This is a genomic window from Lyngbya sp. CCY1209, assembly GCF_035615495.1.
In the GTDB taxonomy this organism is placed as follows: Bacteria; Cyanobacteriota; Cyanobacteriia; order Cyanobacteriales; family Microcoleaceae; genus Limnospira.
On record NZ_JAJENU010000538.1, the window covers coordinates 13222 to 26924 of the forward strand.

11 protein-coding genes and 1 riboswitch are annotated in these 13703 nt (G+C 54.6%); of the genes, 5 read left to right on the top strand and 6 right to left on the bottom strand.

The window, feature by feature from the left end; all coding sequences use genetic code 11:
• Window positions 1-251 precede the first annotated feature (251 nt).
• Window positions 252-397, bottom strand: a riboswitch (cobalamin riboswitch).
• 91 nt (window positions 398-488) lie between these two features.
• Window positions 489-1442, bottom strand: coding sequence for an NAD(P)H-dependent oxidoreductase subunit E (locus tag LKE08_RS17750; RefSeq protein ID WP_324705583.1), 954 nt, complete (start codon window positions 1440-1442; stop codon window positions 489-491).
• A 44-nt stretch (window positions 1443-1486) separates the two neighbouring features.
• On the opposite strand from LKE08_RS17750, the gene LKE08_RS17755 reads away from it, so the two are divergent.
• Genes LKE08_RS17755 through LKE08_RS17765 form a run of 3 tightly spaced genes read left to right on the top strand, consistent with a single transcriptional unit; the run spans window position 1487 to window position 3454 of the window.
• The gene (locus LKE08_RS17755) at window positions 1487-1711 is read left to right on the top strand and encodes a hypothetical protein (RefSeq protein ID WP_324705584.1); all 225 of its coding nucleotides are present in this window, start codon (window positions 1487-1489) and stop codon (window positions 1709-1711) included.
• 40 nt (window positions 1712-1751) lie between these two features.
• A complete protein-coding gene (gene ribD, locus LKE08_RS17760) occupies window positions 1752-2891 on the top strand; it encodes a bifunctional diaminohydroxyphosphoribosylaminopyrimidine deaminase/5-amino-6-(5-phosphoribosylamino)uracil reductase RibD (protein ID WP_324705585.1) in 1140 nt (379 codons plus the stop codon).
• Window positions 2888-3454 (top strand): hypothetical protein, encoded by a 567-nt coding sequence (locus LKE08_RS17765; RefSeq protein ID WP_324705586.1) that lies wholly within the window; start codon window positions 2888-2890, stop codon window positions 3452-3454. The genes ribD and LKE08_RS17765 overlap by 4 nt, the downstream gene beginning before the upstream one ends.
• Window positions 3455-3893: 439 nt before the next feature.
• On the opposite strand, the gene LKE08_RS17770 is transcribed toward LKE08_RS17765, so the two are convergent.
• The gene (locus LKE08_RS17770; protein WP_324705587.1) at window positions 3894-4706 is read right to left on the bottom strand and encodes a sulfite exporter TauE/SafE family protein; all 813 of its coding nucleotides are present in this window, start codon (window positions 4704-4706) and stop codon (window positions 3894-3896) included.
• Window positions 4703-5680: an acetamidase/formamidase family protein gene (locus LKE08_RS17775; protein WP_324705588.1), complete on the bottom strand. Its 978-nt coding sequence runs from the start codon at window positions 5678-5680 to the stop codon at window positions 4703-4705. The genes LKE08_RS17770 and LKE08_RS17775 overlap by 4 nt, the downstream gene beginning before the upstream one ends.
• Before the next feature lie 41 nt (window positions 5681-5721).
• Here LKE08_RS17775 and LKE08_RS17780 point away from each other — a divergent pair, with 41 nt between their 5' ends.
• A complete protein-coding gene (locus LKE08_RS17780; protein ID WP_324705589.1) occupies window positions 5722-7161 on the top strand; it encodes a mechanosensitive ion channel domain-containing protein in 1440 nt (479 codons plus the stop codon).
• Between the two features lie 150 nt (window positions 7162-7311).
• Here the strand turns inward: LKE08_RS17780 and LKE08_RS17785 are convergent, their stop codons facing one another.
• Window positions 7312-9093, bottom strand: a complete 1782-nt coding sequence (locus LKE08_RS17785; RefSeq protein ID WP_324705590.1) for a metallophosphoesterase family protein — start codon at window positions 9091-9093, stop codon at window positions 7312-7314.
• 319 nt (window positions 9094-9412) lie between these two features.
• On the opposite strand from LKE08_RS17785, the gene LKE08_RS17790 reads away from it, so the two are divergent.
• Window positions 9413-11236, top strand: a complete 1824-nt coding sequence (locus LKE08_RS17790) for an aspartate kinase (protein ID WP_324705591.1) — start codon at window positions 9413-9415, stop codon at window positions 11234-11236.
• Between the two features lie 194 nt (window positions 11237-11430).
• Here LKE08_RS17790 and LKE08_RS17795 read toward each other — a convergent pair whose 3' ends face one another.
• Both LKE08_RS17795 and LKE08_RS17800 read right to left on the bottom strand, forming a co-directional pair.
• On the bottom strand, window positions 11431-12765 hold the full coding sequence (locus LKE08_RS17795) for a TIGR03279 family radical SAM protein (RefSeq protein ID WP_324705592.1): 1335 nt from the start codon (window positions 12763-12765) through the stop codon (window positions 11431-11433).
• Window positions 12766-12830: 65 nt separating this feature from the next.
• A complete protein-coding gene (locus LKE08_RS17800) occupies window positions 12831-13451 on the bottom strand; it encodes a Uma2 family endonuclease (protein WP_324705593.1) in 621 nt (206 codons plus the stop codon).
• Window positions 13452-13703 lie beyond the last annotated feature (252 nt).

The following is a 13703-nucleotide window of genomic DNA, read 5'->3' on the forward strand; positions in this document are numbered from 1 at the left end:
TATCTAGCCCCCAAACCCCCAATTCTGGGGGCTCTGAGCCGACAAATTTCACGAATCATTTCACACTGCTATAGGCTATCGCTACACTGTCACGGATCGCACCCGAGTTTTGTCTTTCAATTCTCAGGCTCAAAGTCTCCCCCGTCGGGTTCGTAGAAAATTGGCGCGGGAGTTTCGTCGAGGACTCGCCCCTTAGATTTGGATTTTGAACAGACTGAATGGACCATCATCCGTACCTCGCAGATGTTGCAGAACATGGACTTTCCATCGGCGGGCATCCTGACTTGGAGGTGCGAAACCTCCTTCACAGTTGCGGGACAGCGGCAGATTCTCACTGCACTTTCCCCGTTTCCTCTGGCGGCTGATCCCCGCCAGAACCGATAGTTCTGCCTAGCATACCACAAAAATGCGCGATCGGTCAGTTTGAAAAATAGGGAGTAGAATCTTCGATCGCCCCTCCGTCCCTGTACCCTACTCGCGGCGCCATATCAACCTTGGGCATCGACAGGCGGATAGAGATGGCGGGTGACTTTTTTACCGCCGATCAGGTGTTCTCGGACAATTTCCCCGGCCACTTCTGGGGTGACGCGGGTGTACCAAGTGCGATCGCCGGAGTAGAATACTACCGGGCCGAGTTTGCACACTTCCAAACAACCGGCACTCATTACTGTCACATCGGCTTCGGTTTCTTCCACTGCTTTTTGAAGGGCATCATAAATCGGTTGCCATCGGCGAGAAGGATAGCAGCGACTCGACCGACACACGGAAATATAAGGACGTTTAAGAGGGTTGCGATCGTAGGGGATGGGGCGATCGCCCAACACATAAATCTGGCGTAATTCTTCGTACAAACTCAGCTTTTTAGACAGGGTGGCGGTGTAGGTGCGCCAGAGACAGAAATTGTACCCGATCGCGATCGCTCCACCCCAAATAATTGGCTTCACGAACAGCCGCAAAACGAGCGTCGGCTCCATAAAATGCCCATCGCTGATGAAAAAATAGGCGAATAAAATCAGTCCTTGATAGAGGAGAAACCCCCCCACCAGGGCGATCGCGCTCCACAGCCCATGTCCGACCCAGGTGGACTGGCTGAAGGGGGGTCGCCAACTCGCCAACAGTACCACCAATAGCGTTCCGACACCCATCAGCGCCCCCCAGGTGAAGGCAACACCCGTGAGGGGATACCCGCGCCATCCGAAGCCGATCGCCTGGTTGATCAACCAAATTGCCCCGGCAACTGCGATCGCCCTCTGGCGGGTCAACATCACCCCGCTCATGGCCGCAAACGCCACCAGGGGGACGTGGGGATAGATGGCGTTACTGGCCGCACCGACGGCTAACAGGGAAAAGGGGATCGGGCGACCGTCGGCGAGCGATCGCCAGGCTCGGACAAAGCTCTGGGTCTGGATGTGCACCTTTTGATAGATCCTCACTCGTTGCATCTCGATCTTACAGCAGTGTCGCGATCGGCCCGAATCGCCCTATATTGGCGGATGAAACCCATCCCGTCCCAGCCCGCACCGCCCCCCAGAATTCAAGTAACGGGGAACGGCGCAGCCTCGCCGACTGGCCGGTTCTGGAGAGTCCCTATATCAATTTGGCGGTCTACGATGGCATCCTGAAGGTGAACAATCCCCTCGTCGGCGCTTGGCAGTTGCAAACCACCCTGCGGGGGCCCCACTGGACCGTCTCGAACCCCGTCGCCCGATAATTAATAATTAATAATTAACAATTAATAATTAATTATTAAGATGACCCAAACGAATCTTCCCGATTTCCCAGACCGCGATCGCCGGATGATGCGGCACTCTCTGGACCTGGCCCGCCGCGGCCTGGGCAAAACCGCCCCCAATCCCCTGGTGGGCTGTGTCATTGTCGATGAAGATGAAATCGTCGGCGAGGGATTTCACCCCGGCGCCGGACAACCCCACGCCGAAGTCTTCGCCCTCCGGGAGGCCGGAGAACGGGCCCGGGGCGCGACGGTTTACGTCAACCTGGAACCCTGCAACCATTACGGGCGCACCCCCCCCTGTACGGAGGCTCTGATCGAGGCGGGAGTCGCCAAGGTGGTGGCGGGGATGGTCGATCCCAATCCCCTGGTGGCCGGACGCGGCATCGAACGGCTGCGGGGGGCGGGTATCGAGGTGGTGGCGGGGGTGGAAGAGGAGGACTGCCGACAACTCAACGAGGCTTTCATCCACCGGATTCTGCACCGCGAGCCCTTCGGCATCCTCAAATACGCCATGACCTTGGATGGTAAAATCGCGACCGATACGGGACACAGCGCTTGGGTGACGGGGCCGGACGCCCGCCGGGAAGTGCACCGCCTGCGGGTCGCCTGCGATGCGGTGGTGGTGGGGGGAAATACGGTGCGGCGGGATAATCCTCATTTAACTACCCACGGCCAGGGGGAACCGAATCCCCTGCGGGCGGTGATGAGTCGGACTTTGGATTTGCCGTGGGAGGCGCGGCTGTGGGACACTTCGGAAGCCCCCACGGTGGTGTTTGCCGAGGCGGGACGCCGTCCGGATTTTCGGGCGCACCTGGAGAAACAGGGGGTAGAGGTGGTGGAGTTTTCGCCGCTCACCCCCGCCCAAGTTATGGCATATTTCTATGAGCGTCAATTTTTGTCGGTCTTGTGGGAATGCGGGGGGCGGTTGGCCGCCGAAGCGATCGCCCGGGGCGCGGTTCACAAAATTTGGGCGTTTATTGCCCCTAAAATTATTGGTGGACGGACGGCACCTTCCCCCGTCGGGGATTTGGGCCTGACCCGGATGACTGAGGCCCTAGCCTTGGAACGGGTGACGCTGCGATCGCTCGGCCCGGATTACCTGATCGAGGGCTATTTGGGCGATCGCGGCGGCTCGAACATCGACCTTGAGATGCCATGAACGAGGTTATTATTTACAGCTTGATGGTCAGCAGCCTGGGCTTGGAAGCCGTTCTGGCGGGAAGCTGGATCTGCGCCACACAAGCCGAAGCGGAACGAGAACAGGAAGAGGAGGAGGACATTTTGACCCGCTACGATTCGGAAAATCCCCAGACGAAGACCGCGCGATCGTCTCAACCCAACGGCCATTCCCCCAGTAACCCGGAGTGGGAATATAAAATTGTCCGCGCCCAGCGGGACTTATTTCGCAACCCGAAGATTTTCGAGCAACTGTGCAAAGAAGAGGCGATCGCGGGTTGGGTGATGGTGGAAAAACTCGACGATCGCCGGGTGCGGTTCCGCCGCCCGACGGACTCTCAATTGCCCTCGGAAACCCCTCCCCCCATCGACCCCTACCGCTGTTCTTACGGCTCCGGTTTCGACCCCACCGCTTGGCTGGCGGGGTTCGCGTTTTTGGTGGCGATCGTCCTCCCGGCCTATTTGGGATACGCTTTGGTTTCGAGTACCCTCAACCGCATCCCCCAGGATGTGCCGCGGCTTCCCCCAATGGAAGAGAGGGAGTAGGGAATAGGGAGTAGGGAGTCGGGAAATTTTTTGATTCCCTATTTTCTTTTCTTACTCTGAAATAGGGGGTTGATAATAGCTGAGATTTGAGTGATTTTAAGTCCACAGATTACGCAGATTACGCAGATTTTAGTTGATTTTATTCACCGATTATACAGATAACACAGATTTGGGTTCGTTGTGGGGTGCGTTCCCCGTGATCTATTATTGCTTAAATTAATGGGTAATATAGCAACGATCGCTGGCGTGGTAACACGCCGGGAATGATCAATCTCTCGACTCCCTACTCCCTTTTATAGTAACCCACCATTTCCTTTTTACAGTTAATCTCTCTGTGTCCTCTGTGCCTCTGTGGTTAATTTAAAAGAACAAGAATAAAATCGGCTACAACATCAGGCATTTTCAACGATCGCTCCTCCTCACCGGCAAGATGCCCGTGCTACATGGTTCCCCACGCCCTCCAGAACACATAAACTGATAGCAACGCCAGCAAGGTTCGGAATGCCAAACTGACGACGCGATCGGGTAGTTTGGGTAAAAATCGGGTGCTGATTTGGGCGCCCACCAAACCTCCCAAACCCAGGAGAATTCCGGGAATCCAGAGGACGTTTCCCCGCAAAGCGTGCCCGAAACAGGCGGAAATGGCGGTAATGACAATCACGCCGAGGCTGGTTTGGATCGCGACTTTTATCGTTTCTCCCAATAGTAAAATTTGCAGGGGCACCATGATCACGCCGCCGCCGACGCCGAACAATCCGGCGAGGAGTCCGGCGAGACTGCCGGTTACAATGCGGGCGAAAGTTGGGTTCATCGAATTGGTTTCGGGGGCGATATCCTCGTTTTGTTCTTCCCGGAGTCGCCGTTTGGCGGTGACTTGTTTGCGGACTTGTACCAAATAGATATTTAGCAGCAGCAAACATCCGAAAGCGACCAATAGCCAAAAGGCGGGTAATAAGTCGGCGAAATAGGCGCCGATTTGGGCGGTGATGAGGGCGGGAAATCCGATGCCGAGAACCCGATCCGGGCTGAGGACGCCCATCCGCCAGTTTTGGACGCTGCCGGAAATGGCGGTGATGACGATCGATAAAGTGCTGGTGGCGACGGATTGGATGGGGGTGTTGCCGAGGGTTAAAAGCAGGGGCACGAGGACGGTTCCCCCGCCAATTCCCAAAAATCCGGCGAGGATTCCCGCGAAGAGTCCGGCGCCGGCGAGGATGAGGAGTTGGAGGGGGGAAAATAAGTCGAAATTCATCGGTTGGGGAGGAGTTGAAATGTGTCGGGAAGCATGGATTTGGCGATCGCACCGTGGACGCCTTTTTGGGGGCTATTGACGACCTGGGTGATGCGGAAATCGACCGCTAAAGAACAGAGGACGTAGGCATCTTCTGGGGTGATATTGAGCGATCGCTCCAAAAGGGCGATCGTCCCGTTCAAAGCGGACTCGAAGGCTTCGTCCAGCGTCTCGCCGAAACCCATCGTGATGATATCAGTTGACGTTTCTGCTAGGGGTGCGTCCAGGGTCCAATTTTTGTGCAAAATCAGTTGGATTGTCCCGTTCATGGAGGTTTCGATCGCCGTCGTGTTCACCTCCCCGGCCCCCTGGGCGGCGTGTCCGTCCCCGATGGAAAATAGGGCACCGGGGACGAAAACGGGGAGGAAAATGCGGGAACCGGGTTGCAATTCCGGGTTGTCAATATTGCCGCCGTAGATGCCGGGGGGGATGGAGGAGCGATCGCGTTCTGCGGTGGCCACGCCCAAAATGCCGAAAAAGGGGCGGAGGGGGATTTCGACGCCGCTTCCGGGGGGAAATTCGGTGACGTTGCGGTTAAGATCGAGGTCGATAAACCGCAGTTTGGGGTCGGAAAATCGCTCCGGCAGGGCGCCCCAGCCGGTCCGGATGGCGTTGAAGCCGACGGCGAGGCGGGGGGAAATGGACTCCAGGCGGACTTCCAAAACGTCTCCGGGTTGGGCGGTTTCGACGACAATCGGCCCGGTGAGGAGGTGGGGCCCGGGTCCGACGATGCGATCGCGGGACAGGGTTTGGCACAGTTGCACGAATTCTGGCGTCAGGAACCCTTCCGGGGCACCATCATAGAGATAATATCCGGTGTAGGTTTCGACCTCGATGCGATCGCCGGATTTGACGGACAGGGCGGGTGGGAGGCGATCGGAAAAGCCCCCCAAATGGGTGGTGGCGGCGGTGGCCTTCAGGCGGTGGTTGACCATATCTCTGGCGATCGAAAAAACGTAATTATTTTATTGCTAACATGGACGCGATTCAAAATATTATACAGCTTTTGTGGGATGCGTTCACCCAGCCGATCCGGATCGGCGAAATGTCCATTTCCGTGCAACTGATTGTCACGCTCTTTTTCGCCTTTATCGCGTTCGTTTTCATTTCCAATTTTTTGAGCAATTTGCTCCGGGATAAAATTTTGGTCAAGTTGAAATTTGACGAGGGGTCCCGGGAGGCGATCGCGACCATTTTCCGCTATTTTACCATCACCGTCGGCTGTCTGCTCATCCCCCAGGCGGTGGGACTCGATATGAGGTCTTTCAGCTTCCTCGCCGGCGGTTTGGGCATCGGGTTGGGGTTCGGATTTCAAGGGCTCGCCCAAAACTTTGTCAGCGGCCTAATTTTACTCCTCGAACGCCCCGTCAAAGTCGGAGATTATATCGAACTGGACAACTTGGAAGGAACCATCCGCAAAATTTCCATTCGTTCCACAATTATCGTCACCAATGATGGTATCTCAATTATTGTCCCCAATCAAATTTTGGTCAACAATAAAATTATCAACTGGAGTCACGGAAATATCGTCAGCCGTATCCACATCCCCGTCCGCGTCGCCTACGGCAGCGACCCCGTTTTGGTGACGGAAGTTTTGCTGTCTGCCGCCCGCCAAGAGTCGCGGGTTCTCTCTCATCCCAAACCCCAAGTTTGGCTGACAGATTTCGGCGAAAACTCCGTCAATTTCGACCTGTTGGTTTGGATCGATTTGCCCAAAGCCAGACTGCCGATTCAGAGTTCATTAAATTATATCGTCCAAAATAAATTATATCAGAATAACATCAACATTCCCGTCGCCCAGCGGGATTTGTGGATCAGAAATATCGACCAACTCAGACAGACCTTTTATCCCCATTCATCTCCCCAGCCGCCCCCAATTGAATCGGGCGAAATTGACAATCAAAATCTGACCTTGCAATCCCTATTGCGAAAAGTCCTATATTTTCAAGGATTCACCGATTTGGAATTGTTGGGATTGATCGAGATGGGATACCGGGAAGCCGTCCCCCCCCATCAATTTATTTTCCACGAGGGCGATCGCGGAGATGCCTTTCATATTATCTTATCAGGTACGGTGGAAATTTTGGCGGAGACGGCGAACAAACACATCCGCGACCTGACGGCGGGCGATTTTTTCGGGGAGTTGGCATTAATCATGGGAATCCCCCGGACGGCGGCAGTCCGAACCAAAGAAACCACCATTTTATTTGTGGTGAGTCGCGATGTCTTCCAGCGGTTTTTGAGTAGTTATCCGTCGCTGTCGGATCAAATTGCCGAGAAGTTGGCGGAACGGAAAGAGGAGTTGGTGCAGCGGCAGAAAATGTTGAGAGAAATGGGTATTTTGGGAGATGAAGATTTGGAACAAAATCCTTTGATTTGGATCAAAAAGCGGATGAAAGCCTTGTTTGGTATTTGACGGGGTAAGATCCCCCATTATCCCCCTTAAAAAGGGGGACTTTGAATGGCAATGGCTCCCCCTTATCTCCCCCCTTACAAAGGGGGGTAGGGGGGGATGGGGGCGGGGGGGGATCTCCACTTGGATTGAGGATCGAAAAATGCCATCTGATTATTTGAGGGCGAATTCGTCGAATTTTATGACTTGACTTTTGGGTTTGCGCGTGTCAAAATAGTAGCTGCTGACGGTTCCATTTTCGGTATCTAAAATACTGAAAACGGTGATATCGTTGCTGGCGATATAGGGCTGGGGTTTCCCATCTTCTCCGAGGAACGGATACAGGGTTGGCGTGACGGGTTCGAGTCCGTTTGGATCGCCCGATGCGGTGTAGGTTTCGGTGAAGGCGGGGGGGACAAAACGGCGTTTTTCGCCCAGAAATGCACCGTAACTATTTCCCACATTGGAAGATTCTAAAAAATTGATGCCGTTGCCGCCGACGAAGCGATTCCAGAGGTGGGAATGTCCGTAATAAACCAGTTGGACGCCCGCATTTTCTAAAAGAGGAATGATATCCCGGATCAGATAATCTTGGTTTTTGGGATATTCGTAGCGAATCATGGTGAGATTGCCGGAATTATCGCTTTCTTTGATTTGTACCGGATTGGTGTAGGCGGGAACGATATTATCCCCGAGGCTGTGAGGGGGATGGTGGAACATCACCACTTTATATTTTGCTTGTTGAAATTCCGGGCTTTGCAATTCTTGTTGCAGCCAGCGATACTGTTCGCTTCCCTCCGAAATCGGTTCAAAAATATGCTGTCCGTAACCCCAATTTTCCGGGCGGTTAAAATCGGCTTCCCGTTCCCGATACCGTCCCCTCGCGTCTGCATCCAAGCGGGGAACCCGCCAAATGTTCGTGGCATATAAAACGACTAAGCGAACATCCCCGAATGTGACGGCATAGTAATTTTTATCGCGGTTGGGGAGGCTGAATATTTCGTCGTAAGTGTCGGAGTTGAAGGAGTTATTTTTTATCCATTCGGCTTTGATTTTCGGGTTGTTTTGAGGGTTGATGGTTTCCGCATTTTGTTGATAAAGCTGTTCGGCTGCGAAGCGGGGATAGGCATCGTTGAACTGGGCGTTCAAATCTTTTTCGGTCGAAAATCTTCCCATAATTTCGTGATTTCCGATCGCGGGAAATAACGGCGCATTTTGAATCAACTGCCCGCCCCGATAGGTCGTCTTCGTGCCATTTTTTTTCAATACATAACTCGCCTTCCCTTGCAAGCCGGGAAAGAACGCGCCGCCCCGGTTATCGTCGAACCACTCCGAGGCGCGATCGGGAAAATCGACCAAATCTCCGGCGATAAAAACCGCGTCGATATCCGCAGTTTCCGCCACCTTTTGCAGGTTTGCGGCGGTCATCGGTTTGAGTTGGTGGTCGGAGGTGAGGAGTATTTTTAAGGGCGTTGTCGGCGGCGGTGTCGGCGCCAGGGTAAAGACTTCGCTGCCAACAGTGATATCATTATTTTTGATACTATTCACCCGGTAAGGAACGCGCACCCCCGGAGTCAGTCCGGTAATTTCCGCCTCGTGGCGCCAGACCGATCGCGGCGTGGGTTTGCTGTAAACTGAATTGCCATCGGTTTGATTTCCCACCCGAGATTTTTGGTCTTCCCGAGTCCGACTCAACTGGGTGGTAGAAGCGATCGCCACCCGTTCCAAATCCGATCCATAATGAACCGTATGTCTGACACCCGGAAACTCGGTAAACCAAACCACCCGCACCGAATTTTCGGTGGGAAACTGCAAAAACGGGTCGCTGAGAAGTCGGGGTCGATACACCTGAGAAATCATAATCAAAATCGCGATAACAACAAACAGCAACACCCCAAAAATCCACAGGTTGCGGGGGGAACCGGGAGAGGTGCGATCGCCAGTCGGAACCAACATCGGTGTCACAGGATAAGGGAGTAGGGAATAGGGAATAGGGAGTAGGGGGAGTGGATGATCGATCTCCTCCATTATTCTAAATCCGCGGCGGAACGAAAAGATAATTTTCCCGTCAGGAGGGGAGAGGGCGAATGCCATTCGCCCCTACAATCCCCAAATCCAATTAAATTTTAAAATTCTCATAATCTGTGAAATCTGTGAAATCTGCGGATCATTCCCCACTCCATCCGATAAAATACGGGGGATGTCGCCCCGCCGGTTCCCCGATATGGGGCAGGGCTTCCGGTTTGTTGTCCATTCTCCCCAGTTTCAAATTGCTATGCTGATTGTCCAAAAATACGGTGGTACATCTGTCGGGTCCGTCGATCGCATTCAGACGGTGGCCCGCCGCGTCGCCAAAACAGCCCGAGATCATTCCGTGGTGGTCGTCGTCTCGGCGATGGGAAAAACGACGGACGGGTTGGTGAAAATGGCCGAGGAAATTTCCGGCAACCCCTCCCGCCGCGAAATGGATATGCTACTCTCGACCGGGGAACAGGTGACGATCGCCCTGATGAGTATGGCCCTGCAGGAATTGGGACAGCCGGCCCTTTCCATGACCGGCGCCCAGGTGGGCATCGTCACCGAAGCCGAACACACCCGGGCCCGCATTTTGCACATCCAAACCGAACGGATGGAACGCCACCTGAACGAGGGCAAAGTCATTGTGGTGGCGGGGTTCCAGGGGATCAGCGATCGCGAACAGTTAGAAATCACCACCCTGGGACGCGGGGGCTCCGACACCTCGGCGGTGGCCCTGGCGGCGGCCCTGGGGGCTGACCAGTGCGAAATTTACACCGACGTCCCCGGCATTTTGACCACGGACCCCCGCATCGTCCCCAAAGCCAAATTGATGGATGAGATCACCTGCGACGAAATGCTGGAGTTGGCGAGTTTGGGGGCGAAAGTCCTGCACCCCCGGGCGGTGGAAATTGCCCGCAACTACGGCATTCCCCTGGTGGTGCGATCGAGTTGGACCGACGACCCGGGCACCCGCGTCACCTCCCCCAAACCGGAACCGCGACCCCTGGAGGGGTTGGAATTGGTGCGTCCGGTGGACGGGGTGGAATTCGACGCGGACCAGGCGGCGGTGTCCATGCTGCGAATTCCCGATCGCCCCGGCATCGCGGCCCGGTTGTTCGGCGGCATCGCCCTCCAGAAATTGAATGTGGATTTAATTATCCAGTCCATCCACGAAGCCAATATTAACGACATCACGTTTACCGTGACGCAAAATTGCTACAACCGGGCGATCGCCGTCGCCGACGCGATTTTGCCCACCCTCGGCCGCAACGACGACCCCGAGTTGGGAGAACCGGAAGTCCGCGGCTACGAGGCCCCCATCGCCAAAGTCAGTATCGTGGGGGCGGGGATGATCGGGCGTCCGAAGGTGGCGTCGCAGATGTTCCGCACCCTGGCGGAGGCGGGGATCAACATCCAAATGATTTCGACATCTGAAGTCAAAGTCAGTTGTGTTATCGACGCGGCGGATTGCGATCGCGCTGTGGAGGCCCTGTGTGGGGCGTTCGATGTCAGACAGCGATCGCCCGAAACCGCCGAAGCCGCGGACCGGTCGGACTCTCCCCCCGTCCGCGGCGTCGCCCTCGACCGCAACCAGGCCCGCTTGGCCATCCGCTACGTCCCCGATCGCCCGGGGATGGCGGCCACGCTGTTCGCCCTTCTGGCCGACAGCAATATCAGCGTTGACATGATCATCCAGTCCCAGCGATGCCAGCAAATCGACGGCATCCTCACCCGCGACATCGCCTTCACCGTCTCCCAGGCGGACGCGGCGGAGGCCCAAAAGGTGCTCGAAGCTGCGATCGCCACTTGGGAATGTGGGGAATTGTTCGTCAATCCGGCGATCGCCAAAGTCAGTGCTGTCGGCGCCGGGATGGTGGACAGTCCGGGCGTCGCGGCGCGGATGTTCGAGGCTTTGGCGGCGGAAAATATCAACATCTCCATGATCGCCACTTCGGAAATTAAAATCAGTTGTGTGGTCGATGAAAAAGATGCCGTGAAAGCCCTCCAGGTGGTCCACGAAGCCTTCGGTTTGTCGGGCGATGAGGCCGTGATTATCCCCTCTCCGGCGACCGTTTCTTAGGCTTTTTGCCCTCACCCCCGACCCCTCTCCCAAAACTGGGAGATTGGCCCTCACCCCCGACCCCTCTCCCAATTCTGGGAGAGGGGAGAAATTTGGTTTTAACAAGGGGATGGAACCCCTATTCCCTATTCCCTATTCCCTATTCCCTATTCCCTATTCCCTATTCCCTATTCCCTATTACCTGCGCGAAGCGCTCAATTTCCGCAGGCGATCGCGATCAATTCTTCGGCCCCCGTCACCGGGATTATTTTGGTTTGCAATATCTCCGCCACCTCCGCCACGGTGCGATCGTCCAAAAAGCGGGTATCCCCGGCTTTCAACATCAGGGAGGGCAACAACACTCCGTCCCCCAAATCTCGCCCTTTCAATCCCGCGATCAAATCCTCTCCCGTCAGCAGTCCCGTCACCGTGATTTCCTGCCCCCAATAATCGCTCGCCAACGCCACCATTTCCACCGTCAACCCTTCCACTTCATTCAATTTGTCGATAATCGGTTGGAACGCCACTTCCACCGCATTTCCGACAATCCAAGTCCAACGGCGGGGAGTCGATAACCGTTCAATTTTCATCGCCTCGAAAGTCGTTTCAAACTCCCGCAAAAACTTGCGAATCGAGCCCACGCCGTTGCCAATTTGGGGATAATCTTCGTAGTGGGATTCCGGTGGCAATTCCCGGCGGGCGATCAAAAACCACTCGTCCGCCAGCCAGACGCAGGTTGAACCCAACTGGTGCAGAAATTTATCTTGTAAATCCTGGACTTGACGGATAACTTCTCGGGCTTTTTCCGGCGTCACCGGCACCAACTCGTCATCCGGGGGACGGAACCGCGTTAACCCCACCGGAACCACCGCCACCGACGCGACGGCGGGGATTTCTCCCTTGTGAAATTCCGCCAAATCCAGTATCGTCCGTTCCAGGTGGGCGCCATCATTAATTCCCGGACAAACCACAACCTGGGCGTGAATTTGCAGGCGGTTTTCCCGGAACCATTTCAACTGGTCTAAAATCTGTCCGGCGCGATTATTTTTGAGTAAATGATTTCTGACTTCCGGTTCCGTCGCGTGTACGGAGACATACAGGGGAGACAGCCGCATCTGGGCGATGCGATCCCACTCTTTTTGAGATAAATTGGTTAAGGTTAAATAAGAACCGTATAAAAAGCTGAGGCGGTAGTCGTCATCTTTTAAGTAGAGTGTCTCCCGTTTTCCCGGCGGTTGCTGATCGATGAAGCAAAACGGACAGCGGTTGTTGCACTGTATCAACCCGTCAAAGAGTGCCGTTTCAAACTCCAAACCCAAGTCGTCGTCGTAGTCTTTTTCCAGTTCGACGTGGTGGGTTTTTCCCTTGCCATCGATCACTTCCAGTTCCAGGATTTCATCGGCACAGAGAAATTGGTAGTCGATCAGATCCCGGGGGCGGGTTCCGTTGATCGACACGATCGCATCCCCCGGTTCAAACCCCACCTCGGCGGCGATGGAGTCCGGGAGGACGTTGGTGATTCGGGCGGGACGGATGGAAGAAACGCTCATAGAAGATAGTTTAATTGAATCCCTTCAAAAAGTCAAGGTTTTTGGGAATCATCGAGGGTTGAATTTTATTCGTTGACTCCGACTTGAAAGATTTTTTCGGCTGTCAAAGCGGACGGTTGATTGAATTGCGATAGGAGGGGAGATGCGATCGCGCTATCTCCTTTAAAAATTGCCTCTTCGTAGAGTCCGGTTGAGAGGGTAAAGACGGTAACTTGTTGTTGCATCGGATCGATAATCCAATATTCATCGATGCCTCGGGCTTGGTATTGCGATCGCTTGTAACGGTAATCGCGATCCTCATTTTCCCGCCCCGGACTCACCACTTCTACAACGAACTGCGGCGGCGGCATTTCGAGGGTTACGAGAGAACGGCTGGCGCCCTGCATCGCCTGGGCGAGTTCTTCCGATAAGACGGTTAAATCGGGAAGGCGCACCGTTGCCCGACTTCCCATCATGGCGATTTCTATCCCGATTCTCAACCGATAAAATGGGATTCCAAGTTGGATAAAATAGGCAAACAGAAAAGAAGCAATGCGTTGGTTGAGATCGCTTTCACTCGGCATAAACAGAAGTCTCCCATCTTCTAATTCATAACGGGCATCGGTTCCATCATCAAAATTGAGAAACTCCTCCAAGGACATGATGTCCGAGGGGGTTTCAGTGGGGGCACTGAGTACAGTTGTCATGGCTGTCGGTTCTCCGATTCGTCCTCAGATTGTCGGACTCGGAAACGGGGGGCGATCGCCCGCCTTCGGTTCTAGTCCGATCGATGGATATATTATAGACGATAAAAAATCAATTGTCGCAGATTTTGTATTGTATAAAGTGAGAGTCGGGTTTTTGTTGGGGCGCGATCGCATCCCGCCCTCGTCGAAGGATTTTCGGCTCCGATCCTATGATCCGATCGCGCGATGAACTATACTGTTATTTCACTGTGA

What these genes read in the sequence shown, in the direction of transcription:
- LKE08_RS17750 (WP_324705583.1), bottom strand. Translation starts at nt 1,442, where the DNA reads ATGCAACGAGTGAGGATCTATCAAAAGGTGCACATCCAGACCCAGAGC.
- ribD (WP_324705585.1), top strand. Translation starts at nt 1,752, where the DNA reads ATGACCCAAACGAATCTTCCCGATTTCCCAGACCGCGATCGCCGGATG.
- LKE08_RS17765 (WP_324705586.1), top strand. Translation starts at nt 2,888, where the DNA reads ATGAACGAGGTTATTATTTACAGCTTGATGGTCAGCAGCCTGGGCTTG.
- LKE08_RS17770 (WP_324705587.1), bottom strand. Translation starts at nt 4,706, where the DNA reads ATGAATTTCGACTTATTTTCCCCCCTCCAACTCCTCATCCTCGCCGGC.
- LKE08_RS17775 (WP_324705588.1), bottom strand. Translation starts at nt 5,680, where the DNA reads ATGGTCAACCACCGCCTGAAGGCCACCGCCGCCACCACCCATTTGGGG.
- LKE08_RS17780 (WP_324705589.1), top strand. Translation starts at nt 5,722, where the DNA reads ATGGACGCGATTCAAAATATTATACAGCTTTTGTGGGATGCGTTCACC.
- LKE08_RS17785 (WP_324705590.1), bottom strand. Translation starts at nt 9,093, where the DNA reads ATGTTGGTTCCGACTGGCGATCGCACCTCTCCCGGTTCCCCCCGCAAC.
- LKE08_RS17790 (WP_324705591.1), top strand. Translation starts at nt 9,413, where the DNA reads ATGCTGATTGTCCAAAAATACGGTGGTACATCTGTCGGGTCCGTCGAT.
- LKE08_RS17795 (WP_324705592.1), bottom strand. Translation starts at nt 12,765, where the DNA reads ATGAGCGTTTCTTCCATCCGTCCCGCCCGAATCACCAACGTCCTCCCG.
- LKE08_RS17800 (WP_324705593.1), bottom strand. Translation starts at nt 13,451, where the DNA reads ATGACAACTGTACTCAGTGCCCCCACTGAAACCCCCTCGGACATCATG.